At 53.0% G+C, this 24,360-nt stretch carries 17 protein-coding genes; 15 read left to right on the top strand and 2 right to left on the bottom strand.

All coding sequences use genetic code 11. From position 1 onward, the window contains the following. Window positions 1-12 precede the first annotated feature (12 nt). The 13 genes from AC0YNV_RS27340 (at window position 13) to AC0YNV_RS27280 (ending at window position 20,141) form a co-directional block, all read left to right on the top strand. Window positions 13-1,620 carry a DUF3502 domain-containing protein gene (locus tag AC0YNV_RS27340; RefSeq protein WP_475770864.1) on the top strand — a complete coding sequence of 536 codons (1,608 nt, stop codon included), beginning with the start codon at window positions 13-15 and terminating at the stop codon, window positions 1,618-1,620. Window positions 1,621-1,636: 16 nt separating this feature from the next. Continuing rightward, a complete protein-coding gene (locus AC0YNV_RS27335) occupies window positions 1,637-2,485 on the top strand; it encodes a phytanoyl-CoA dioxygenase family protein (RefSeq protein ID WP_475770863.1) in 849 nt (282 codons plus the stop codon). A gap of 30 nt (window positions 2,486-2,515) precedes the next feature. Beyond that, on the top strand, window positions 2,516-3,334 hold the full coding sequence (locus AC0YNV_RS27330) for a phytanoyl-CoA dioxygenase family protein (RefSeq protein WP_475770862.1): 819 nt from the start codon (window positions 2,516-2,518) through the stop codon (window positions 3,332-3,334). A 524-nt stretch (window positions 3,335-3,858) separates the two neighbouring features. Continuing rightward, entirely contained in the window at window positions 3,859-4,737 is an 879-nt protein-coding gene (locus tag AC0YNV_RS27325; RefSeq protein WP_379113669.1) for an ABC transporter permease, read from the top strand. Next, window positions 4,737-5,606 carry a carbohydrate ABC transporter permease gene (locus tag AC0YNV_RS27320; RefSeq protein ID WP_475770861.1) on the top strand — a complete coding sequence of 290 codons (870 nt, stop codon included), beginning with the start codon at window positions 4,737-4,739 and terminating at the stop codon, window positions 5,604-5,606. The genes AC0YNV_RS27325 and AC0YNV_RS27320 overlap by 1 nt, the downstream gene beginning before the upstream one ends. 85 nt (window positions 5,607-5,691) lie before the next feature. Next, window positions 5,692-7,233 (top strand): extracellular solute-binding protein, encoded by a 1,542-nt coding sequence (locus AC0YNV_RS27315; protein WP_475770894.1) that lies wholly within the window; start codon window positions 5,692-5,694, stop codon window positions 7,231-7,233. 53 nt (window positions 7,234-7,286) lie between these two features. Further along, window positions 7,287-8,642: a Gfo/Idh/MocA family protein gene (locus AC0YNV_RS27310; protein ID WP_475770860.1), complete on the top strand. Its 1,356-nt coding sequence runs from the start codon at window positions 7,287-7,289 to the stop codon at window positions 8,640-8,642. Continuing rightward, entirely contained in the window at window positions 8,639-10,831 is a 2,193-nt protein-coding gene (locus tag AC0YNV_RS27305; protein WP_475770859.1) for a glycoside hydrolase family 88/105 protein, read from the top strand. Before AC0YNV_RS27310 ends, AC0YNV_RS27305 begins: the two co-directional genes overlap by 4 nt. A gap of 88 nt (window positions 10,832-10,919) precedes the next feature. Beyond that, window positions 10,920-13,199, top strand: coding sequence for an AraC family transcriptional regulator (locus AC0YNV_RS27300; protein WP_475770858.1), 2,280 nt, complete (start codon window positions 10,920-10,922; stop codon window positions 13,197-13,199). 42 nt (window positions 13,200-13,241) lie between these two features. Continuing rightward, complete coding sequence (locus tag AC0YNV_RS27295; protein ID WP_475770857.1) at window positions 13,242-15,317, top strand: glycoside hydrolase family 65; 2,076 nt, start codon at window positions 13,242-13,244, stop codon at window positions 15,315-15,317. A 32-nt stretch (window positions 15,318-15,349) separates the two neighbouring features. Then, on the top strand, window positions 15,350-16,492 hold the full coding sequence (locus tag AC0YNV_RS27290; RefSeq protein WP_475770856.1) for an oligogalacturonate lyase family protein: 1,143 nt from the start codon (window positions 15,350-15,352) through the stop codon (window positions 16,490-16,492). An 18-nt stretch (window positions 16,493-16,510) separates the two neighbouring features. After that, a complete protein-coding gene (locus AC0YNV_RS27285; RefSeq protein WP_475770855.1) occupies window positions 16,511-17,677 on the top strand; it encodes a glycoside hydrolase family 88/105 protein in 1,167 nt (388 codons plus the stop codon). Window positions 17,678-17,720: 43 nt separating this feature from the next. Next, a complete protein-coding gene (locus AC0YNV_RS27280; RefSeq protein ID WP_475770854.1) occupies window positions 17,721-20,141 on the top strand; it encodes a glycosyl hydrolase family 95 catalytic domain-containing protein in 2,421 nt (806 codons plus the stop codon). Between the two features lie 145 nt (window positions 20,142-20,286). Here AC0YNV_RS27280 and AC0YNV_RS27275 read toward each other — a convergent pair whose 3' ends face one another. Both AC0YNV_RS27275 and AC0YNV_RS27270 read right to left on the bottom strand, forming a co-directional pair. After that, window positions 20,287-20,919, bottom strand: coding sequence for a ThuA domain-containing protein (locus tag AC0YNV_RS27275; protein ID WP_475770853.1), 633 nt, complete (start codon window positions 20,917-20,919; stop codon window positions 20,287-20,289). 17 nt (window positions 20,920-20,936) lie between these two features. After that, window positions 20,937-21,662 (bottom strand): SDR family NAD(P)-dependent oxidoreductase, encoded by a 726-nt coding sequence (locus AC0YNV_RS27270; protein WP_475770852.1) that lies wholly within the window; start codon window positions 21,660-21,662, stop codon window positions 20,937-20,939. Window positions 21,663-22,073: 411 nt separating this feature from the next. Between AC0YNV_RS27270 and AC0YNV_RS27265 the strand changes: the two genes are divergently transcribed. Both AC0YNV_RS27265 and AC0YNV_RS27260 read left to right on the top strand, forming a co-directional pair. Next, entirely contained in the window at window positions 22,074-22,811 is a 738-nt protein-coding gene (locus tag AC0YNV_RS27265; RefSeq protein ID WP_475770851.1) for a carbohydrate ABC transporter permease, read from the top strand. Window positions 22,812-23,087: 276 nt separating this feature from the next. Then, window positions 23,088-24,296 (top strand): ROK family protein, encoded by a 1,209-nt coding sequence (locus AC0YNV_RS27260; RefSeq protein ID WP_475770850.1) that lies wholly within the window; start codon window positions 23,088-23,090, stop codon window positions 24,294-24,296. Window positions 24,297-24,360: the final 64 nt, after the last annotated feature.

Raw genomic sequence — 24,360 nt, 5'->3', positions numbered from 1 at the left:
GAGGCCGTAAAGATGAAAAGGATTTCAAAGACGCGCAAGACCGTATTGGTGATTATGTTGTTTTTGATTTCTTTAATGACCGCTTGCACTGGCAGCGGCGATAATTCCGGAAAATCGCCGCCCGCGAACGGGAAATCGGGCAACGGCAATCAACCGGCGGAAGGGGGGCAATCAGCCAGCGGCGTTGATCTTTCGAAGAAAGTCAATTTAAAGATGTATCTGCTGGGCGACAAGCCTGCGGATGGCGATGTCGTCCTGGCGGAATTGAACAAATTGATCCTGCGGGATTTAAATGCGGAAATGACAATCGAATATTTGCCATGGAGCGACTGGCAGCAGAAGTATCCGCTGATTCTGGCATCCGGCGAGAATGTGGATCTGATCTATACGTCGGATTGGGCGCTTTACCAGCAAGAAGCCGCCAAAGGGGCATTCGTAGAAGTAACGGACGATATCCTGGAGAAGTACTTGCCGCTCACGGCGGAAAAACAAGACAAAGTATCATTGGATCAAGGCAGGCTTAACGGCAAACTGTACTTTGTTCCGCGCAGCAACGCGACATACACCGGAGAATCCGCCGTTCTGATCAGGGGAGATTTGAGGGAGAAATATGGCATTGCGGAGCTTAAGTCGGTCAATGATTTGGAGAATTACTATAAGGCGGTTGCGGCAAATGAAAAAGGCATATTCCCGCTTGCCAATTCGCTTGACAACGATTCCAAAAGCATCACCTTCGGCCAGGCGCGCAACAATGTGACCGTATATACGACGATGGTCGGGGTTGGAGAGTTCTCCTATTTATACAAAGAAGGCGAGCCGTTCTCGGCCGATAAAGTGAGCTACAATTTCTTTCAGCCGGATTATCCGGATTGGGCGAAGAAGATGAAATCCTGGGCAGATTCCGGCTACTGGTCCAAGAACGCGCTCGTCAATAAAACGGAAGCAAGGGATGCGTTTGAGAGCGGCACTTCCGCATCCATGGTATGGAATATCGGCACTCTGGCCGTTTCTGCGGATAAGGTCCTTCAGGAGCATCCGGAATGGAAGCCTGAAATTTATGATGTTACACCCGACTCTATTAAACAATTGGGATTGTATACGAATGATGGCATGGCGGTTGCCTATACCTCCCAGAATGTCGAACGCAGCTTTATACTGCTCGATAAGCTGAAGTTCGACAAAGCCTACAATGAACTCTTTATCTATGGGGTAGAGGGCAAGCACTGGATCGCGGAGGGCGATGACAAGTATAAACCGGGTCCTGATTTTGACAAGTTTAAAGGCGGACAGAACGGGACCTGGGGCGTAAACAATTCGGAAAACCTGCGTACGCTTGTGGGTGAAAATCCCGCAGTCGCGCAAATGCAGGAAGCCTGGGTACCGAAAACCGTCCATCCGGTTACGGAGGGCTTTAAATTCGATCCGGCCAAAGTCAAATCCGAGCTGGCCACCTTCATGTCGCTTGAAGCGAAGTACGGTCCTCTTCTGGATCTCGGTTTGGTCAGCAACGTTGAAGAAACCTTGGCTGAATTCAAAGATCAGGCTATGAAGGCGGGCTTCGAGAAAATCGACCAGGAATTGAAAGCGCAGCTGGATGCTTTCGTGAAATCCAAACAGTAGGGGGAGAACGCAAAATATGCTGACTAAAGAACAATTGGATCAATGGTACGAAGAAGGCTACTGCATCGTCAAAGATGTCATACCGCAGGGGGAGCTCCCAAAATATCGTGAAGCCTTTGAACGCATGGTAACAAAGGTTCGCGCCAATCCCAGCCGGGAGCGTTATAATACGCGTCTTGTCAAGAATATCGACAGGAAGAACCCGAACGCGATCAGTGAATTGGAAAGCTGGGGCTGCGACTTTCTGCTGCACCCCGATCTATACGAGCCCGCGTTTACCGATTATCTTAACAATGAGAAGCTGCTCTCCTCATTGTCCAGCATTCTGGAGAGCGATCTCCGCGTGGAAGGGCTGAAGGCGCTTTGGTCCCCTGAGAGAGTGGATTACGATCTCTTCTGGCATCGGGACGGACTCAAGGAGATTTACTCCGAGGACGGCTCCCAGAAGCATCTTCAATTCAATACGGCCTTATACCGCGACGACAGCTTCCGGCTTGTTCCGGGTTCGCATCGCAGACCGCTGACGGACGCGGAGCTTGCGCAGGTGCGAGTAGGCGTTGACGATTTGCCGGGACAGCTGGTTTGTGTCCTGGAACCCGGCGACGTGCTGTTCATGCATTCGATGGTACTGCACAGGGGGAAATCGCCGCGCACCGATATGCGCAGAACCTTCCACTATATTCTGGCACGGACGGATCTGCCCATCGGGACAGCGCTGTTAAAGCAGTTCAAAGGCTGGTACGGGGAACTGCGCCTGGACGATCAATTGGCTCCCACGGCCAGGAAGCTCTTCCGCAATTTCTTGAACTGGGAAGGCAGGACGATAAACGACGAATGGTATCCCAACTTGCCTTATAAGGAATAAACATTCGGGAATCGAAGGGAGCTTTCAAACATGCTGGCAGATTCGCAAATCAAGCAATTCTATTCTGAAGGATATACTGTTGTGAAGGATGTGATTCCCCATACGAAGCTTCCCGAATACAGGGAAGCCTACGAACGTATGGTAGAGAAGGTCCGTGCGCACCCCGGCCGTGAGAAGTATAATACCCGTCTCATTCAAGGAAACGATAAAGAATGCTGGGGCTGCGACTTCCTGCTGCATCCCGATTTGTATGAGCCCGCGTTTACGGATTATTTAAACAACAGGAAGCTGTTAACCTCATTAGGCAGTATCCTTGGCGACGATCTTCGCATCAGCGGGCTGAAGGCCATCTGGTCTCCAATCCGCGCAAACTATGATTTAGGCTGGCATCGGGACGGTCCGAAGGACATCTACTCGGAGGACGGGACACAGGCCTATATTCAATTCAACACCGCATTGTACCATGATGAAAGTTTTCGTCTTGTGCCCGGGTCTCATCTTCGGCCTTTGACAGAAGAGGAAGATACGAAATACCGCAGCGTAGAGGATATTGCGAATCAACTGATATGCACGCTTGAGCCTGGAGACGCCATGTTTATGCATGCCGCGGTACTGCACCGGGGAAAAGCGGCCTCCAGCACGAAAAGGCGTACCCTGCATTACATCATAGCAAGCTCGGATTATGAGGTAGGAACCAAACGGCTGAATCAATTCAAAGAATGGTATGATGAAATGAGGCTGGACGAGAAGCTGGAGCCTGCTGCAAAGAAATTATTCGATAACTTCTTTGCATGGCAAGGCAAAACATTCGATGATCATTATTACCCTGGCCTGAATTATAAAAATTAACGGCATTACACTGCAGCTAATGGTCCGATAAGCTAAGAGTAACTTGGCAGCGAGTCTCTACAGGCATAGCCGATAAAAAGTGGCAGTCAGAACTAGAAAAGTTCTGTACGGCCACTTTTTTCTGGATGCTTGCCATTCCATTCATCATTAGCCTTATGTCGCAATTCCCCAAGGCGGCTCTCATTACCAACCAATCCGCCACAGCATCAACCAATCCGCTGAAGCCTTGCTGCTGCGGCTTTTTTACGTTTATTTAAGAAGAGCATCCGCCAGTGGTTATCAGCATTTGCTCATCCCCTTATTGCAGTTTGAATGCGCGAATCTTCCAAATTGGGCGAAATCATGGATTTGTTCATCACATGGAGAAATGATCAATTGTTATGGGGGCTCTTGAACAGGTAAGATGGCGGTACAAGAAGCGAAGGAGGTTCATGATGGCCAAAGTGCACAATCCATTGGAGCCCGGCTCCACCCGTACGCCGACAGGAAGGTTCAACCTGACCGGGAATCGTTACATCGTAAATATGCGAAAATATTGGATGCTCTATGTAATGATACTGCCCGGCGTCATCTACTATCTTGTATTTAAGTATTTACCGCTGGCCGGAAGCGTCATCGCGTTTCAGGACTACCAGATTTTCAAAGGCATGCTCTCAAGCTCATGGGTCGGATTGGACAACTTCAAATTTATTTTCACGTATAGAGACTTTTATCTAGTTATGAGGAATACGGCGACAATCGCCTTTTATCAGCTTGTATTCGGTTTTCCGGCTCCGATCATCCTCGCTCTTCTATTTAATGAAGTCAGGGTGATGCTGGCCAAGCGGGTGATGCAAAGTTTATTCTATCTCCCGCACTTTTTATCCTGGGTCGTCGTTGGGGGCATCGTATTCGAATTGCTGTCAAGTCAGGGCGTCCTCAATATGATGCGCGGCTGGTTCGGATTGGATACGATCCTGTTCATGCAGGAGCAGCGATATTTCCGCACGATCGTCGTCATATCCGGCATTTGGAAGGATGTGGGCTGGGGAACGATCATCTACCTGGCTGCCATTGCCGGCATTAATCCGAGCCTGTATGAAGCGGCTGTCATGGACGGAGCAAACCGGTGGAAGCAGACGTTCCATATTACGCTGCCTACGATGTTCCCAACCATACTGGTGCTGTTTCTGCTGAATATCGGCAATTTCCTGGAGCTTGGATTTGATCAGATCTATAATTTATTGACGCCGATGACATATTCGGTCGGAGATATTATCGAGACGTATGTATACCGGGCAGGGGTGCTGCAGGGGCAGTATAGCGTAACGACAGCAATCGGATTATTCCAGTCGGGGATTGGCTTCATCCTCTTGTGGATATTTAACCGGATGGCCCGAAAAACAGAACAGGGGTTGTGGTAATGAAACAGACCAAAGGAGATCAACTATTCCAATTAATCAACTATGCATTTCTGATCGCAGCCGCGGCGACGATGCTGCTGCCGCTTATTCAGCTGCTGGCCGTATCCTTCAGTTCGCCAATCGCTGCGGATTCCAAGCTGGTGTTCCTGTTTCCCGTTGAATTCACGACGGCATCCTGGTCGCACATTTTGCAGAACAGGGGGCTGTGGACGTCGTTTGGCATCACCGTGTATATTACGGTGGCGGGTACTTTACTGAGTATGCTGTTCTCGGTGCTGACGGCGTATCCGCTGTCGCATCGGCAGTTTCTCTTGCGTAAGCCGATCATGCTCGGCATTATCATTACGATGATCTTCAATGCACCGATGATCCCTTTCTTTCTGACGGTACGCGAGCTGGGCCTGATGAACTCGTTGTGGTCGCTCATTTTGCCCGGGGTGATCGGCACGTTCAATATGATCATTATCCGTACCTTCTTTATGGGCATCCCAAAAGAGCTTGATGATTCTGCACGAATCGATGGCTGCAATGAGGCCGGTCTGTTAATCCGGATTTATTTGCCGCTCTCGAAGCCGGTGATGGCGACCGTAAGCCTGTTTTATGCAGTTGGTTATTGGAATACCTTTCAACGGGCGGTGCTGTTCATTCGCGACCCGGAGAAATGGCCGCTGCAAACGAAGCTTCGCGCTTATCTGACTTCGCCGGAGGAGCTGGCGGCAGTCAATCTGGTTCTGGGTGATTACGATTTCAATACGACAACCTTGAAAGCGGCTACAATCTTATTCGCCACCATACCGATTGTTCTCGTATACCCTTATTTGCAAAAATATTTTGTAAAGGGGTCTATGCTCGGGTCCTTGAAAGAGTAGCTCGTCTTATCGCGGGAGGTTATGAAGCCGGTTCGCCGGCTTGATATATAGCTTTTATAAATGTATAAGGGAGGCTGAAATCATGATGAAGCATGTATTTGGAAAGTCAGTCAAAGGATCCGTCTTGGCGTCGCTGCTTGTAATTTCGCTCGTTGCCGGTTGCTCTAACAGCGGAGAAAAGCCGGAAGTTTCGGGGGGGAATGAGGAGAAGGACAAGCCTGTTACAGTGAAGGTATTCAAAAGCCATATGGGCGTAGGGACCATTCCCGACAGTAATAATGAGCATGTGAAATATGTGGAAGAGAAGACGGGCGTCGTATATGAGCTGATCACGACAGCCCCGGGCTCGGAGCCGACAGAATTTCTGAATCTGATGATTGCGTCCGATGATCTGCCTGACATATTGCGCCCGATTGGAGGCGTAGAGCAGACGCTGATCAAGCAAGGCGGTGCTTTGCCGCTCGATGATCTGCTGCCTAAGTATGCGCCTAATGTTTGGAAAAACATTCCGGAAGAAGCATGGGATATCGTACGGTCGGCTTCCCCGGACGGCCACATCTATTACGTGCCCAAGGTATTTCTTGTTCCCGAGCGGGCGCCGATGATCCGTCAGGATTGGCTTGATAAGGTAGGATTGTCTATGCCGAAAACAACAGAGGAGTATAAGGAAGTACTGCGGGCATTCCGGGATAAGGACCCGAACGGCAATGGCAAAGCGGATGAGCTGCCTACCACGGGCCGCGAGTTCGGCAAGTGGATGGACCACCTGTTCGGCATTTATGGTGTCGCGATGTGGGAAGGCGTTCCGGAATGGGATGTCTATGAAGGTGAAATTCAATACGCTGGCGTTACGAAAAATATGAAGGCTGCTATCGCTTATATTCGTGAGCTTTACGAAGAGAAGCTGTTGGACAATGAGACATTCCTGAACAAAGGCGATGTTTGGCAGGCCAAAATCAACAATAATCTGGTTGGAAGCTGGTATCATCTTCCCGCCAACCTCCGGGATCGTTATACTGCGATGCTCAAGGGTGCGCCGGATGCTTATGTCGTCGGCATGCCGATGCCGAAGGCAGAGGGTTTTGAAGGATTCGTTACGCAGAAGAGCATGGGTGAGCCGGAGTGGATGATCCCGACTGTCGCAAAGGATAAAGCGGAATATTCCCTTAAGCTGCTCGATTTCTTCTATGATCAAGCCAATGATGAATTCATTCGCTTTGGCATCGAGGGACAGCAGCATGAAGTCGTAAATGGCAAGAAGGTTGTGCTTCCGCCAGAGGACAGCCGCCCGATCGCGCTGGGGATGCGCAATCTGACGACGAAAGAGGATATGGACATCCGGATTAAGGAGACGATTCCGGAAGACATGCAGAAGATGGTTCAGGATATCTTCACTGTCAGCACGGCTGACGCGCACCGGATCGCAGGCGATGGATTGCCGAATACGGTGTATGAAGGCTTCCCGGATATTCAATCACACAAGCTGTTCCAGGAGTATCTGACGAAGATCGTCATTGGAGAATGGCCGCTGGAGAAATTTGACGAGTTTGTAGACCGCTGGAATAAAGCTGGCGGTGAGACAGTCACCAAGCGCGCACAGGAATGGTATGCCAAGGTGAAGAAATAAGCGGTCTGCAGCTATCTGACTGATAGCGTAAATGCCTGAAAGGATGGGTTCAGTTGAAAAAACGATACGCAATCTGCGGAGTGAGCGGACGTGCGCTGGGCATGTTCGCCAAGCCTATCCTCACTTCTTTTGCTGGAAGCTGTGAGCTTATCGGTCTGCTCGACCGTGATCCGATGCGTTTTGAGCTTTACCGTTCAAGATTCCCTGAACATGCCGGCATCAGGACGTACGGGGAGGGTGAGTTCGACCGAATGGTAGAGGAGACGAAGCCGGATGTGATCATTGTCGCTGGTCGTGACGACACGCATGCACAGTACCTGATAGCCGCCCTTGAGCGTGATCTGGATGTTATTACAGAGAAGCCGATGGTGACAACAGGAGCGGACAGCAGGCGCGTGATGGAGGCGGAGAAAGCAAGCAAGGGCTCTGTTATGGTGACATTCAATTATCGCTATGCCCCGATTCATACGAAGATCAAGGAGATTGTGCAGGAAGGGAGGCTTGGCAGAATAACGTCGGTTGACTTGAACTGGTACCTGGATACGTATCACGGCTCCAGCTACTTCAAAAGGTGGAACAGGGACCGCCGGCTGTCCGGCGGATTATCCGTCCACAAGAGTACGCATCATTTTGATCTGGTCAACTGGTGGATTAATCAGAAGCCGGTTGAGGTGTTCGCCTTTGGCGCCTTGAATTATTACGGCGCTGATGGAGAGGCGAATCCGAAGAAGGAAGACGGCCGGTTCTGCAGTACCTGCGCGCATACCGAAGATTGCTCGTATTACTCGCGCTGGAATGCCCGAAGCCGGAATCTTGAAGTGCCGGATGATCATCTGGGATCTCTCGATGCAGGGAAGTCCCCGGCATTTCCCTATTCCGATTACCGTCCTGACCGATGCATTTTCGATTCGGATATCCAGATTGAAGATACGTATACCGCGACCGTGAAATACAGCGGCGGCGCGCTCCTCAGTTACTCGGTTAATTTCTCGCTGCCTTATGAGGGCTACCGGCTTGCCATCAACGGAACGAAAGGGAGAATCGAGACGGTGGAATATCATATGCCTGGCAGAACCCCTTTCCCTACGCCAGTGCAGACGATCGACTACTTTCCATTGTTCGGCTCGAAGGAAACGATTCATGTCGTACATCGGGAAGGTGGGCATGGCGGGGGAGATCCGCTGCTTCTTGAAGACTTGTTCATGGGCGAGGATCGCAGACGGCCGTACCGCATCTTATCGGGCGCGGTGGATGGCGCTTATTCGGTGGCGACGGGCGAAGCGGTATGGCGCTCGGTGAAGGAGCATCGTTTGGTCACGATCGAGGAGGTGCTGGGCAGCGGTACCGATAGCGGCGGAGCGCAGGAGCGAAGCGAAAGTCTAAGCGGCCAGAGAGGAGGAGTATTGTGACAGCTAATCTAAACGGGTATTTCGATGCGATCGAAAGTATAGCCGCACAGACGGATGGCGGCAGCATACCGCATGTGCTTAAGGTCATCGCGCAGCGCTATGTCGGTGACAATCCGCCGCATGAACCGGTATACCGGGTAACGCGGACCAGCGATGTTCGCAAGGGAGCGGATCATTTGTATGAATTTCCGCGCCGCATGTTTTCGGGCATGGGAGAAGGTATGCGGGTATATGCCTGGGCAAGGCTGTGGATCGATCAACCGCAGGAATTCATCTTCCATCTTCGCTGCTTCGGGCAGGTGAAGCTGTATCACAACGGGGTTCAGCGTTTCGGATCTTCCCCGGAGGAGGAGCTCTCCGGAGTGGAGCCAGCCTCGGAGGCGCTGCCCCTAAAGCTGAAGGTAAATCTGGCGAAGGGATGGAATCATTTCGTTCTGGAGCTGGCAAAGGGCCGGGAAAGGAACTGCGGAGCCGCCTTCGGGACAGGCAGCCGCAAGAATAAACCTTTGCACTTCCTGGCTCCCTCCGTTGAGCGGGAAGGGGAGGAAGGCTGGATTTATACGCTTCCGTTGGCCCAGCCGATGGTTCACATCCCGGGTACGAATCAGACGGAAGCCGCCACCGGAGCGGAATGGCTTCCAGCCCGATCAGAGGGGACTGGGCATCTGGATCTTATATATGGCATGCATTCGGGCTGTTCCTCCTTTGCATGGACGACGATTGTCAACCGCTCCGCTTCGAATAAGAGCGTTATGCTAACTGGAACTGCCTATGGTCCTGTACGGTTCATATGGCAGGGGAAGCTGCTGTATGAAGCTCGGGAGCCGGGTGACTTCTCCTTCGCCCTCGACGCAGCCCCGGGGCGGGGCGATCTGATTGCTCGCTGTTATTGTGAACTTCAAGGATGGGGCTTCCGGCTTCGGGACCTTGCTGGTACGGAGGTTGAACTTGCTGCCGGGCGGCGCGTGCATGGCTACAAAGGTCAGTGGCTGCATCTGGGCCCGCTCCCGCCGGAAGCGGATATCGATCCGGACGATTATCCGGACCTCGATAAGGTGACGGCCGATCGGCATAACAACGTCTTCTGGATGACGGATCAGCCGGGGGCGCATGTGCGTCCATTTCTCGAAAATGAGCTGTACGGCCGTTGGAATTATCCGCTTGGGGTCACGCTGTCCGGACTGCTGGGGACGAGCCGGCTGCTGCAGCGTGAAGACCTGGCAAATTATGTCGCAGACCATGTCGAATTCGCGACCTCGACTTATGCATACTCGCTGTGGGACCGCGGGCGCTTCGGAGCAGCGGGCTTGAACAATCAGCTGTCGCATATCGACAGCCTCGACGACTGCGGCTCCTTCGGGACGCTTACCATTATGGCTGAACGGCTCCGTCCGCTTGAAGGAGCGCGTGCGGTGGCTGACGATATTGCTCACTATATCATGAACGTACAGGACCGCATGGAGGACGGAGCTCTGTACCGCAAGGTCGGCGTCTCGCCAAGTATGCATAACACGATGTGGTGCGACGATATGTACATGAGCGTTCCATTCCTGTGCAGGTATTCCGGGCTTACCGGCGATCCGCGTTACATGGACGAAGCTGCAAGGCAGCTTCTGCTCTATAAGAAGTATTTGTATATGGCGGAGCAGCAGATTATGTCTCATGTGTATGATGTGCGCAACGGGAAGCCTTCGCGTACGGCCTGGGGCAGGGGCAATGGCTGGGTGTTTTTCTCACTGGCCGTGTTGCTCGAATTACTGCCGAAGACGCATGCGGGCCATCCGTCTATACTGGCTTTCTATCGGGAGTTGGCGGAAGGGTACCGCAGACTGCAGGGCAAGCATGGTCTGTGGCATCAAGTATTGACCGATCCGGAGTCGTACGAGGAAGCCTCATGCTCCTCGATGTTCATATACGGCTTCGCGCTTGGCGTTCGCAGCAGCTGGCTGGAGAACCCGGATCCTTATGTCCGGGCGGCGCTGGATGGGTGGCAGGGATTATGCGAGCGGGCTATCGACAAACGGGGAAATCTGTACGGCGTATGCAAAGGCTCCAGCTGGTCATACTCTCATGCTTACTATAAGCATGATCTGGGTTGGAATTTGAACGATACACACGGTATCGGCATCGTGCTGCTTGCAGGTATTGAAACTCAGCTGATGAAAGAATGGCTGATAGAGAAAACATAAGCTGAACAGGAGAACAGGCGTCGTATTTTACGAGGGCAGGATCACCAAGATATAATGGAAGGATCCTCGGTATAAGGTGGAATTTACCATGACACAGTCTATCAAGAAATGGTTGAAATACAATCTGGCTCACACCCAGGTCAGACTCGTGCTTATTTTGACCGTTTCAGTCTTTCTCATTATTCTGGCTGTAAGTCTGACCTCGTACTATACGTCGAAGTCGGTGATGCAAGAAGAGCTGGGCGAATTGCAGCGTCAGATGCTGAAGCTCGAAATGAATGTGATCGACGAGTTGGTTAGCGAAAGCGACAAGGTCGCAATTCAAGTTGCCTTGAATGATAATGTCTACCAATTTTTGACCAGCAAAGTACAGAGCTCTTATATGAATATTACGGGGACATATCAGTTTCTGTCGACACTAATCAGCAACTCCAAGTATATCAAAAGTATCTATGTCTATGATCTGACCCGGGAAAGCTTCCTGGCAATACCGCAAGGCTTCAGCTCCAGCAAGCTGACCTTCACCGATTCCGACTGGACCAGTGTCGTTTCCGAATTCGGTGAAAGGACTACGCTCATTAAGAAACGGATGGTGCCTGAAGGGGCAGGGGCCAAGGGCTCGAGCGTTACCCTGTTTCGCAAGATTATGATTCAAGGAGAGTTCAAGGGAATCGTCGCCGTCAATCTTAAAACCGAGGAGCTGTTCGCCAAGCTGAATCCGCCAATTATGAACAATTTGAACCGGATGCGCTATATTATTGACGAGCATGACGAGCTGCTTTACTCCGTCTCTAACTATGACTTCGATCAGGATTCGGTGAGTCATGCGATGGATGCGCTGGGAAAGGACGACGGCGCGGATATCACGATCCAGAACCGCCAGCTGCTCATTAATCAGCTCGCCTCGCCTGTAACGGGATGGAGGTATGTGTCCATTATTGAGCAGGATAGTCTACTGGCCAAGTCCAAACGGGTGGCCAAGGTGGTTCTGCTGGTGTCTATCGCGGCTCTCGTGCTGGGCGGGGCTACGATTTTCTATATTAATGCGGCGGCTTTCCGCCCTGTCCGCCGGCTGAAGCAGTTGTTCAGCAAATATGACCGCAAGACCAACGGCCCCGATGGCATCAATCTGGAGAGGCTTGCCGGGGAACTGCTCACCAATCAAGTGCATCTGTCACAGCTTGTCCGGGAGTCGATGTCCGAGGTTGCATCCAAGCTGCTCACTGATATTTATTCCGGCAATCTGAGCGGGAAGCGGGATATTGAAGAGAAATGGAGACGTTACTTCGGAGAATGGTCGGCAGCGCCGGTGACGGTGGCCGTTCTGTCGATCGACCGGTACGAGGAATGGTCCCGGACCTTCAGCGGCAGCGATCATTCTCTGTTGAAATTCGCGATGGCCAATATCGTGGCAGAGCTGTTCGAGCCGCAATGGCGAATTGTATGCGCCGATTTCGGGAAGGACAAGACGGCCATTCTGCTGCAGCCGCGTATAGAAGGGCTGCGATGCGAGAGAATGCTCGCGGAATCGCTGGAGGTCGTGTCGCGCCTGTTGAAATTCAGCGTATCGGCGGGGATCGGCAATCCGCAGACGGAAATTGCAAGATTGAAGCAAGTGATGCTGGAAGCGGAGAATGCGCTCACATACCGGCTTTACCAAGGCTATGGACAGGTGATCACGTTCCAAGAGGTGTCCGGACATGAAGTGATTGAGCCGCCTCAGTATGAAAGCGCTCTTAGCGAACTGATTTGCGCCATAGAAGCAGGCAATGAGCCGGAGTCCCTGGAGGCACTCGGACGATTAATCGATAATATCCGCAGTCAATACGGGTATCCATCGGCGGCTGTATCTTTCCTGCAGTCTGTCGCCGAGAGAATCGAACAGATCGTTCCTGCCGCAGACGGCGCTTTGTGCCAAAACGATTTCCGGTTTGACACGCTTGATTTGGAGGATTGCAAAGGTGTGCTGGAGAGCCGCGTTATCCTGCTGGCACAACGATTCTGCCGGCTGGCCCAGAGCAAGGATTTCATCATGTGCCAACGCATGATTGATTTTTTGAAGCAGCATCTTAACCAGCCGATCGGCATACCCGAAATATCTGAATCGATTGGCATCAGCAGCAGCCTAGCCAGCCAGTTGTTCAAACAGGAAACAGGCGAGACGATTTATAACTATTTGACACGGCTTCGCATAGATCGGGCAAGCGAGCTGCTGCTGAAGACGGGCGACCGCATATCGGATATCGCGCTGATGGTCGGTTATCAGCATGAGAATAGCTTTATTCGCAGTTTCCGCAAAATAAAAGATATTACCCCGGGCAAGTACCGGGACATGATGAGAACCCGGATGGAATTCCCGCTTGAATAGATATGGATCAGGCGGCCCCGGGTTCAAGCACAGGAGGATCCAATGGACAGACGACAGATCGTGGAACGACATCAACCGGAGTTGAATAAATGGGACCCTGTGTCCCCGTTTTCCGTAGGCAACGGAGAGTTTGCCTTCAGCGCCGATATTACCGGCCTGCAGACATTTCCGGATCAATATGAGGTGCCGCTTGGCACGCAGTCCAATTGGGGATGGCATTATACAGGCGGTCCCGGACGCTTCACCATGCGTGATGCCGCATACCAAAGCTACGATACGTACGGCAGGCCGGTCGGGTATGCGGTGAAGCCCAGCGACAAAGTCGAGGCTTACCACTGGCTTCGTCAGAATCCGCATCGCCTTCAGCTTGGCCGCATTTCGTTCCGGTTCCTGAGTGAATCGGGTGATGATGCCCAAGCGGAGGATATCACGAATATCAGCCAGAAATTGAATCTATGGACAGGTATTCTGACAAGTGAATTTGCCGTACAAGATGTGCCGGTTCATGTAGTGACGGCTTGCCATCCGGCAATTGACGCCATAGGCGTGAGAGTCGTTTCGCCCTTAATCGGGCAGGGAAGGCTGCAGGTGTTCATTCGTTTTCCGGCGCCGGATATGACGTCTGCCACATGGGCCAAGGCCGTGTTCCCGGATCTGGGCAATGATGACAGGCATCGGACGGAGCTTGGCGAGTCGGGTGCTAACGGGGCAAGAATCGTCAGAAGCATGGACGAGGACCGTTATGAGCTCTCCTGGTCCTGGAACGCCGGGAGTCTGGAGCGGACCGGGGTGCATGAGTTCACGCTGCTGCCGGAGGCTCAAGGCGATTCACTGGAATTCTCGGTCGGCTTCGCGCAGGAGTCCCCGCAGACGGCGGAAGTCGAGGCCATCGAGGCCGCGAGCATGCGTCACTGGGAGTCGTTCTGGATGAGCGGCGCGGCAATCGACTTCTCCGGAAGCGCTGATCCAAGAGCCTATGAGCTGGAGAGACGTGTCGTACTGTCCCAATTCTTGCTGGCCATACATAGCGGCGGGTCGCTGCCTCCCCAAGAGACGGGCCTGATGTATAACAGCTGGTTTGGCAAGTCTCATCTGGAGATGCATTGGTGGCATGCGGCGCATTTCCCATTGTGGGGCAGAGAAAACTATCTGCTGAATAGTATGGATTGGTATGAACAGATCCTGCCGGTGGCGCGTGGACTGGCGCATTCTCAAGGTTATGCGGGGGCGCGCTGGCCGAAGATGGTCGGCTTCGACGGCGATCCTTGTCCGTCGCCGGTGGCGAACGGCCTGATCTGGCAGCAGCCGCATCCGATGGCGCTCGCTGAGCTGTGCTATCTGGCTGATTCGTCGAGCGCAACTCTTGCGCGGTTCCGCAATATCGTGTTCGAAGCGGCAGACTTCATGGTATCATTCGCTCACTGGAATGAAGAGAAGCGGGTCTATGATCTGGGACCGCCCCTGATTCCAGCACAGGAATGTCATCCTTTAGAAGGCAGCAAAAACCCTCCTTTCGAGCTGGAATATTGGAAGTATGGCTTGGAAATTGCGATTCGCTGGGCGCAGCGCATGGAGCAGACGATCAATCCGCTATGGGCAAAAGTAGCCGGATCGTTAGCCGAGCCTCCACAGGCGGAGGGTGTATATCTTGCCCATGAGCTCTGCCCGGAGACCTTTCTGACGAAAAACCGCGACCATCCGTCCATGCTGGGGGCATTGGGCATTCTGCCGGGCACGTTAATCGACCGAAAGGTCATGCTTGAGACGCTGCTAAAGGTGAAGGAAGGCTGGATCTGGGAATCGGCATGGGGCTGGGATTTCCCGATGTGCGCCATGACGGCGGCAAGACTCGGTGAGCCGGATCTTGCGGTGGATTTCCTGCTGATGGATGCATCCAAGAATACGTATTTAACCAACGGACATAATTATCAGCGCCCTGGCTTGTCCGCTTATCTGCCGGGCAACGGCGGTCTGCTGGCTGCGGTTGCGATGATGGCTTCTGGCTGGAGGGATGGCGAAGGCGGAGGATCGGCGGCGGAGGCGGCTGTCCGCAATCCCGGTTTCCCGCAGGATGGAAGCTGGTCGGTGAAATGGGAAGGGCTGAAGCCCTGGCTGTAGAGATTTCTAAAGTTCACATAGGAGGCGGGAGCATGTCTGCAAAAGGAACGGTATGGCCCTCGGAGCGCAAGACGGAGACCGATCGGCTGACAGGGCTTGAAGTGACGCAATTGACCCATTATAAAGCGCATAGCCATCATTTATATTTTACCGAAAACGGTTGGTATGACGGAGAACAGCGGCTTCTGATGATCTCGGATAGAGGGAATAGCACGAATTTGTACAGCCTGCATGTGGAAAGCGGATTGATCACACAGCTGACGGATTACAAGGATGTGGATAAATTGGATGCTTGCCTGTTGCCGGATGGAAGCTCGGCGTTTGTCAAGATTGGCCGGCGCCTGATCCGTCTGGATCTGAATTCGCTTGAAGAGCAGCTGTGCTACGAAGCGCCGGAGGGCTATCATTTGGGTAATGCGAACGCGACCGCTGACGGGCGGTTCGTGATGACCTGCGTGCAGGAGGATCTGTCCCACCGGATTCGGCTTGATCTGGGTAACGGTTATGTCGGCCACAGGGAGCTGATGGAGGCTGCCCCCCACAGCATGATCGTCCGTATCGATGCTCAGGCGGGCGGAGGAGAAAAAGTATATGAAGAAAACCAGTTCATTACCCATATCAATACATCGCCGAAGGAGCCATGGCTGATGACCTTCTGTCATGAAGGCCCATGGCATCTGGTCGATCATCGTATTTGGGGGCTTGACCTGCGCACCGGTGCGGTTTGGAAAATCAGGGAGCGGCTGGAAAGCGGCGAGAAGGTCGGGCATGAATTTTTCTACCCGGACGGAGTGACGATTGGCTATCACGGATTCCGAGCGGACGGCACCAACTTTTTCGGCAGCATCCGTTATGACAATATGGGCATGGAAGAGACGGAGTTCGGGTTCGATACCTGGCATGGATATGCGGATGGATTGGGCCAGGTGGTCGTGGACGGCAAGGGAGCGGTCAAGACGCTGAGTCTTTGGCGCAAAATCGATGGTGTGTACGAAGGTCCGCGCATCCTGTGCGAGCTGCGCTGCAGCTTTCACTCACAGAAGGTGCATGCCCACCCGCGCTTTAACGCGGACGGGAAGCGTCTGCTGTTTACAAGCGATAAGAACGGCTATGGAAATCTGTATATAGTGGAAATTCCAGAAGATTTCACTTCTTTGCCGCTAATGGCAACGTAACGAAGGAGGAGCAGGCAGATGAATAAATCGGAAACGCTAATTCCTGGTGCCCAGCGCACATCCGTTAGGGTTGCGGGAACAATCCTCTCCCACTGCAAGGACGGCTATCACCCGAATATTGCCAACAAGTGGGGGTATGTGGCCGGTATGGCGCTGACAGCGATCGGCCAGCTTGCCGATTGGACGGGAGAATCCGAATACCTGGCAACCGTGAAGCGGCATATGGACGTCTTCATTCGGGAGGATGGTTCAATTCGCGGATATACCCTGGAGGAGTATAATCTCGACCATATCAACAAAGGGAAAAATCTATTGAGGTTATGGAGAGAGACTGGTGAATCCAAGTATGAGCAGGCGGCCAGGCGTTTAATCACCCAACTGACCGGCCAGCCTCGTACGGAGGAAGGCGGATACTGGCACAAGAAGATATACCCCTGTCAAATGTGGCTGGATGGCCTGTATATGTCTTCTCCGTTCATGGCCGAATTCGCCCGGACCTTTGGCGAAAGCGTCTGGTTCGATGAAGCTGCGCATCAACTGCTGCTGATCGAAAAGCGCACGCGCGACCCGCAAACGGGATTGCTGCATCATGCCTGGGACGAGAGCAGGGAGCAGCGATGGTGCGATGGCAGCACAGGCCGCTCCCGGCATGTCTGGGGACGGGCGATGGGCTGGTATGCAATGGCGCTTGCGGACTCGCTCGAGCATTTTCCCGTTCATCATCCGAAGCGCGGACAGTTGATGGGGATTTTTGAACGGATGGCGAATGCTGTGCTTCGGGTGCAGGATCAAGAAAGCGGGGTATGGTATCAGCTAATGGACTGCAATGGCCGCCGGGATAACTATTTGGAAGCGTCCGGCTCCTGCATGCTGGCGTATGCCCTGGCCAAGGGCATACGGCTCGGCTATTTGGCCGAGATAGACAGACAGGCCGTAGAGAACGCCTATGATGGGATTCTTGACCGCTTCGTAACCGAGGACGAGCAAGGCGTCCATCTCCATTGCATCTGTAACGGGGCTGGCTTGGGCGGACGCAAATACCGCGATGGCTCCTACGCCTATTACATGAGCGAGAAGGTTGTCAGCGATGTGCTGATGGGCGTTGCTCCGCTGCTGCTTGCAAGCATCGAGCTGGAACGGCTGCGCGAGCAGACTGGCGAATTGGCGGATTCAGGCGGTAATTAGATGGACGGCAAGATGGAAAGTGAATGAAGGAGAGGTGATACGGATGCAGGTGCAAGAAGACAACCGAAGCCCGGATAAGCTCGTAATGAGTTATCCGGCCTCATGGTGGAGGAATATGTGGCGCGAAGCGCTTCCCTCTGGCAATGGCGTTATTGGCGCATCCGTATTCGGCGGCGTTCAGGAGGAGACGGTAATTCTTAATCATGCCCGCCTCTGGCACTGGGGGAGCAAGGATGAGCTGCCGGATGTAAGCGGCACACTCGCTCAGACCCGCAGGTTGATGGATGAAGAGCAGTATGCCGAGGCAAGCTGGCAGCTCGCGAATGCATTAAAGGAACGCGGTTACGAGACGAAGCTCGCCTCCAGATTTCCGCTGGCGGCGATAAAGCTTGTCATGCCCTGCGGCAGCGCCTTTCGCGGGTACAGCCGGACGCTTGCCATGGACAGTGGAGAGATAACGGTCGGCTGGTCGGACGGACCGGGTTCGTTCAAGCGGAGGCTGTTCGTCTCGCGTGCCGACGATACGGTTGTTTACGAGCTCGAAGGGGATGAGAAACCCCGTGTATCCGGGGAGATCGGTCTTATTCTTCACCCGAGCGACCGCTGGGCGGATACACCGGAATTCAAGGAGCTCGAACAGTCTGTTGAGGCCGGAGCCGGCGGCGCTTATGCTTGGTTCGCCGGAACAAATGACGATGGGACGGATTTCGGAGCGGTCATGCGGGTCATTCCGGAGGGAGGCCGCATCGAAGCGGAGGGGGGCGTTATCCGATTCGAAGGGGCAACGCGAATGCTGGTGCTGGTGAAGCTGTTCGTCCTTGGCGCGCGGTCCGGGGATTGGGAACGGCTGAAGCAGGAATTGGCCGAGCTTGTTGTTGATGCCTCTTACGATAAGCTGCTCAAGCGTCATCTCGCCCTGCACCGGCCGTTGTACCGCTCAGTCTCGCTGGAATTGGAGGATGCGGATAATAATCCGCGAACCAATGAGCGGCTGCTGCTGGATGCATATGAGGGGGAGGCGCCGCCTGCGCTTGTGCGTAAAATGTGGGCTTATGGCCGTTATTTGTTCATGAGCGGTACTGCAGCGGCGGAAGATGCGGAGCCTTTCGGGTTGTATGGGCTGTGGGGAGGCGATTACAGGCTGGTATGGAGCCACAACATGGCCAATGAGAACATTCAGATGATGTACTGGCATGCGCATGTTGGCGGTCTGGGTGAATTGGTCCCTCCGTTATTCCGTTACTATGAGGGATTGATGGATGATTTTCGTGAAAATGCGCGTAAGCTGTACGGCTGCCGGGGCATCTATATTCCGGCAGGCTCTACGCCGGGCACTGGCGTTCCGAATCAGATCGTGCCCGTTATTCTGAATTGGACCGGTGCGGCCGGGTGGCTGTCCCGCCACTATTATGAACATTTCCGTTATACCGGCGATCTGCAATTTCTGCGGCAGACGACCCTGCCGTTCATGCACGAGGCGCTGCGGTTTTACGAGGACTTCCTGGTTACGGACGCGGATGGGCTTTACAAGATGTATCCCTCCGTTTCGCCTGAGAATACGCCTCTCAATTACATGCCGGCAGATGGCAAACCGCTTGCGCATCCTATGCCTACGGCGATCAATGCGACGATGGATATCTCCATTCTGAGAGAGCTTCTGAAGAGTTTAATAGAAGCGAATCAGAAAGCGGGCAGCGAAGATCCGGAGGCGGAGAAGGAATGGAACCGCATGCTGACGCATTTGCCGGGGTATAAGCTGAATAAGGACGGCGCAATCAGTGAATGGATTCATCCTGCTTTCGAGGACCGTTACGCACACCGTCATCTCTCTCATCTGTACCCTGTGTTCCCGGGGCAGGAAGTAACGAGAGAGAGCGATTCGAAGATGTTCGGTGCATTCGAAACGGCGGTGCACAGGCGAGAGATGGGGGCACAAAGCGGCTGGTCGCTTGCCCATATGGCAGCTCTGTATGCGCGGCTGGGCGATGGAGACGCTTCTTTGAATTGTCTGGATATCCTCTCCAGATCGAGTCTGCTGCCGAATCTGTTTACGCTCCATAATGACTGGCGGGGAATGGGCGTTTCCCTGCAGATGCCCGCGGCTCCGGTGCAATTGGACGCTAATATGGGCTGGGTCAACGCCGTTCAGGAGCAGCTTCTTCAGGTATCGGCCAATCTGGTTAAATTGCTGCCTGCGCTGCCGGGTCGTTGGAAGAAGGGGAGTCTGGCCGATTGGAGGTTTCATACGGGCAAAGTGTCGTTATCTTGGAACAGGGATACAGGTTCGTTCCGAGCGCAATTGACGGCAGATAGGGATACCGACACGATCGTCAAGCTGCCTGATTGGGTGGGAGCATGCAGCATAGCCGGCGGAGAGGTTCAGCCTTCGCCGCTTGGCCGCGCGTACTACACACTGCGAATAAAGAGCGGTGCGCCGCCGGTCGTCTTCGAGTCATGCGGATAATCATCGTTTCCAAAGAGGGGAAGGAGCAGCCATCGTGCTGTTCCTTCCCCTCTTTGCCGTTGCAGATGTAAGAGCCGCATACCGGTGGGCTTTTCCTCGGCGAGAACCGGAGGAAAGCCTTTTTGCGATAATGCGGACTAGCGGTTTACCGGCTGCAGACCCACCGGGCTCCGTTAAGCACAAGCCGCCGATAGGATGCGGGCCTGAACGAGGGGGCGTGATGCCCCGGCTGCAGATAGACGACTTTGCCAAGCCCGTAGGCATGCTCCCATCCCGCGGGATAACGTTTGCCTTCGAATTCGTATTCCAGGAAAACCTCCCGTTTGGAGAAGGAGTCAAACTCGAACATATATGGCTCCTCATCCAGACTGAACCCATCGACTCCCTCGAGCAGGGGATGTCCGGCAAGGGGAAGATATCGGAGAGGCTGGTAGGGCGGATGCCCGGTGAAACGGGCGCCGATCAGTTGCCCAAGCTCATGGCTGCTTTGCAGCGAAATGCCGTTGTGCAGAACAAGCAGTCCGCCGCCGCCCGCAACGTACCGAAGCAAACACGCCGTCTGTTCCGGCTTCAATGTGCGCTCCCAGCAGTCCGTGTACGAGATGCATAGAGGGTACTCTGTCTGGTCCAGCCGGCTGAGAGCGTCGTAGTTTTCCGTAGCAGTCAAGTTGAAAGCGGGATCAAGAATGGCTTGCAGCTCCGCGCGCGCCGGCTCCAGCGGATGCCAAGGGGCTGCAGTAAAGTCGCCGAGAATCAGCGCTTGGATGGGTTCGTTCATTGTCATCTCTCCTCTCTTTACCAGGGCAGTTCCTTGCCTGTATCCGCTTCCAGGTACAAGGGCAAATCATGCAGTTCGCTGCTGCGCGCTTCGATTCGTCCCAGGATATGGGCTGCCGCCTCTTCGGGCGTATGCGTGCCCGCTTCGTTCCAGCTGCCGCTCATGAACGTTTTCACCCAGCCGGGGTGGAGCAGCAGGACGCGTCCGCCATCCTTGCGAATCCGGTTATGGATGATGGTCGAGCCCATATTGAGCGCGGCTTTGGACATGCAATAGCCGAACCAGGCCTCGCGATAGCTGTTCCCGATGCTTCCGGCCTCGGAAGTAATATTCACGATCAGCTTGCCGCCGTTCATGATGGGTTCAAGCAGGGCATTGGCCATGCGGATCGCGCCGAGCGCCGATACGTTGTACACCCGCTGCATGTCGTCAAAATCGAGGTCATCCGCTACGGTTTTGCCCGTGTCCCCGAGCAGGGCGGCGTTATTAATCAGCATGTCGAGCGCAGGCGTAAGACCGCAAATCCGTTCCGCGGCTTCTTTCACGCTGGCGTCGCTTCCTACGTCCAGTCGGAAAGAATGCAGCCGTCCCGGGAATTGCTCTGTCAGCTGGACCAGCTCAGGATTCGGATCGGCGATGCCGCCCGCATAAACGGTGCAGCCGGCTTGAAGCAAAGCCTTCACCAATTCGAGCCCGATCCCGCGGTCGGTACCCGTGATGCAAACCTGTCTATTCTGTGGCATAAGAATCTTCCTCCATTTAGTGGAATTCGTTCAGGGAAATATCGCGTAGTGGATACCGGTGACATAATTTCATTATAGGGAAAAACAGGGCATATGCCTATGAAAATCGCTTGAATCGCGCAAGACAGATTCATATGAGAAGTTATAGCCAGTTTGTTTCTTCACGATCGCATTCGCGGACTGATTTCGGATGCTGCAAACCTGTAAAAGTGATAAATATTAATGTAACAGCGCTAACCTCAATCGGGTTTTTTCAGTATATAATGATGAAATCGCTTTAAAAAAATCTTCGCTATCGAAAAGGAGGATACGAGGAATGAAACAGCTTATAGCAGTTGCGCCCAGGAAAGCCGCATTGTCGTTCTTATTGTCTTTTTGTTCATTTCCGTTTTGCCGATTTTTTGGGTGGTTATGGCTGCGCTGAAGGATTCTGCGGAATTGAACAGCAATCCCTTTTCGCTGCCTAAGTCGATCACCTTCGCAAATGTATCCGAAGCCTGGACGGTCGGCAGGATGAACGATTACTTTCTCAACAGCGTCATTGTAGCGGTGCCGCGCGTGTTCGCCATTCTGGCGTTGTCCACGCTTGCCGGATTCGCATTCGGCAAACTGGCGTTTCCGGGCAGAGACCTGCTGTTTTACTTTATATTGGTGGGCATGATGGTACCAATCCAGGCCATGCTGATCCCGCTGTATTACACCATGCAGAACCTGGGATTTATCAATACTTACTGGGCGCTGATCATTCCGAGCCTCGGGTTATCGATGCCGTTTGCCATTTTTATGATGAGGGCGTTCTTTCGCGACATACCGGACGATATGATGGATTCTGCGAAAATCGACGGCTGCGGCGATTTCAAAACCTTTATATATATCATGCTGCCGCTCATCATGCCGGCAGTAACTTCGCTGATCGTGTTTGAATTCAGCGCGTCCTGGAACGATTTTCTGCTTCCGCTGCTGTTCGTATATGACGATGCTTACCGGACGCTGCCGCTGGGGTTGATGTATTTTTCAGGCGAATATACGACCAATCAGTCGCTTGTTGCTGCCGGTGTCACGATTGCGATCGTGCCTATTATTATCGTATTCGTTATTTTCCAGCGCAAGTTCATCGAAGGAATTACAGCCGGTTCCGTAAAAGGATAACGATGCGGTCAGCGGCTATCTTTGTAATGATTTGATTTTGTAGGTTTTGGGATTTAAACTTCACAGTAGAGCGTCCTCCTGGATGGACTGTGACCCGCTGCTTTCTCCCCAGCAATTCCATGATTTATCAACCAATCTGCATGCAGCGGGAGCTTGGCTTTATGAGTGAGTGCAGTAAATCATCGAAACGACAGGACATCTGAAGTTTTTGATTCGAGCTTTATAAGGGGGATATTTGCCAACCAGCCTTCGAAAGAGAGGAGGATAGAACGAAGCATGAAGAAGGTCACGCAACAGCAGATCAAACAAGCGAACATGGAGACTGTATTCCGCTTGATACAGACAAGTAAAGGCGCCTCGCGTGCGAGCCTGTCGAAGGTGACCCAATTGAGCCCTACAACCATATCGACGATCGTCGACGATCTCATCAAGAAAAGCCTCGTCGTTGAAAGCGCCTTAATCGACAATCCCGGCGCAGGGCGCAAAGCGATCACACTGGAAATCAATAATGGGAGTAAATATCTGATCGGCATGGAGCTAAATGAACTTGGTGTAACCGGGACGATTTACAACTTGAAAAATGCCCCATTCATTACCGAGACACTTCTGTATAACAAAAAAAATCACGACAAGGATGAGTTCTTGCGGCTTATCGTTGATCTGATTCGGATGCTGGTTGATGCCGTACCGGACAAGACGAAGGAGCTGCTGGGCATCTGCATAGGCGTTCCAGGCATGCTGGACAGTGAAAGGCGCTCGATCGTCGTCTCTACGCCGCTTCTCATCAAGGATATGGAAATAATCAACAAGCTAAGCTTGGAGCTCCCATATCCGGTTTATATGGAGAATGAATCCCTTCTGGCTGCCATTGCAGAGAAGGAGCATTTCAAGACGACAACAGGTCCGTTTATTTATCTTAATGTCAACAAGGGTCTTGGCGTGAGCATAATGATTAACGATAAGCCTATGCTTGGCGTCAGTAAGGTATTCCCCGAGATCGGACACATGTCTCTTGACGTGAATGGCCCACTCTGCCCGTGCGGCAACAGAGGCTGTTTTGAAACGATGGTTTCCCTTACCGCCTTGACCGAACGCACCTTAATGCTGATGCCGGAGTACAAGGACTCGGTCCTCCACAAGCTCACCGGAAGTGATCCCGAAAAGATCAATGAGCTGGTTATTGCACAAGCGGTTAAATTGAACGACCCGCTTGCACTTGCGGTGGTACAGGAGATCTCCAGGAATCTGGCCTACGGTATCGTCAATTTGATTAATATTTTCAATCCCGAGGTCATTGTGATTGGCGGCAGATTGTCACACCTGGGAGAGGTTCTGCTTGCTTCGGTTGTCGATATTGTCCATGAGCGGGCGCTAGCCCCGTTCTCGCAGGCATGCAGCATCTTCCTGTCCCGGCTTAACGTGAATAACGTATCTGCCGGTGCGTCGCTGTATGTGCTGAACAAGGTGCTTGAAGAGCAAATTTAGCCAAATAATAATGATTTCCTGGTGCTGCCCCTCATGACGAGGTGGCGGCACTTTTTATATTTGA

The organism is Paenibacillus sp. JT31N11 (genome assembly GCF_056269285.1).
Note: the sequence above shows the minus strand (reverse complement) of the source record. Positions and strands in the feature narration are given on the sequence as shown.

Coding starts and splice junctions, on each gene's coding strand:
- AC0YNV_RS27270 (WP_475770852.1), bottom strand. CDS start 21,662: ATGCCACAGAATAGACAGGTTTGCATCACGGGTACCGACCGCGGGATC.
- AC0YNV_RS27325 (WP_379113669.1), top strand. CDS start 3,859: ATGCGAAAATATTGGATGCTCTATGTAATGATACTGCCCGGCGTCATC.
- AC0YNV_RS27265 (WP_475770851.1), top strand. CDS start 22,074: ATGGCTGCGCTGAAGGATTCTGCGGAATTGAACAGCAATCCCTTTTCG.
- AC0YNV_RS27275 (WP_475770853.1), bottom strand. CDS start 20,919: ATGAACGAACCCATCCAAGCGCTGATTCTCGGCGACTTTACTGCAGCC.
- AC0YNV_RS27260 (WP_475770850.1), top strand. CDS start 23,088: ATGAAGAAGGTCACGCAACAGCAGATCAAACAAGCGAACATGGAGACT.
- AC0YNV_RS27320 (WP_475770861.1), top strand. CDS start 4,737: ATGAAACAGACCAAAGGAGATCAACTATTCCAATTAATCAACTATGCA.
- AC0YNV_RS27330 (WP_475770862.1), top strand. CDS start 2,516: ATGCTGGCAGATTCGCAAATCAAGCAATTCTATTCTGAAGGATATACT.
- AC0YNV_RS27340 (WP_475770864.1), top strand. CDS start 13: ATGAAAAGGATTTCAAAGACGCGCAAGACCGTATTGGTGATTATGTTG.
- AC0YNV_RS27300 (WP_475770858.1), top strand. CDS start 10,920: ATGACACAGTCTATCAAGAAATGGTTGAAATACAATCTGGCTCACACC.
- AC0YNV_RS27295 (WP_475770857.1), top strand. CDS start 13,242: ATGGACAGACGACAGATCGTGGAACGACATCAACCGGAGTTGAATAAA.
- AC0YNV_RS27335 (WP_475770863.1), top strand. CDS start 1,637: ATGCTGACTAAAGAACAATTGGATCAATGGTACGAAGAAGGCTACTGC.
- AC0YNV_RS27315 (WP_475770894.1), top strand. CDS start 5,692: ATGAAGCATGTATTTGGAAAGTCAGTCAAAGGATCCGTCTTGGCGTCG.
- AC0YNV_RS27290 (WP_475770856.1), top strand. CDS start 15,350: ATGTCTGCAAAAGGAACGGTATGGCCCTCGGAGCGCAAGACGGAGACC.
- AC0YNV_RS27285 (WP_475770855.1), top strand. CDS start 16,511: ATGAATAAATCGGAAACGCTAATTCCTGGTGCCCAGCGCACATCCGTT.
- AC0YNV_RS27280 (WP_475770854.1), top strand. CDS start 17,721: ATGCAGGTGCAAGAAGACAACCGAAGCCCGGATAAGCTCGTAATGAGT.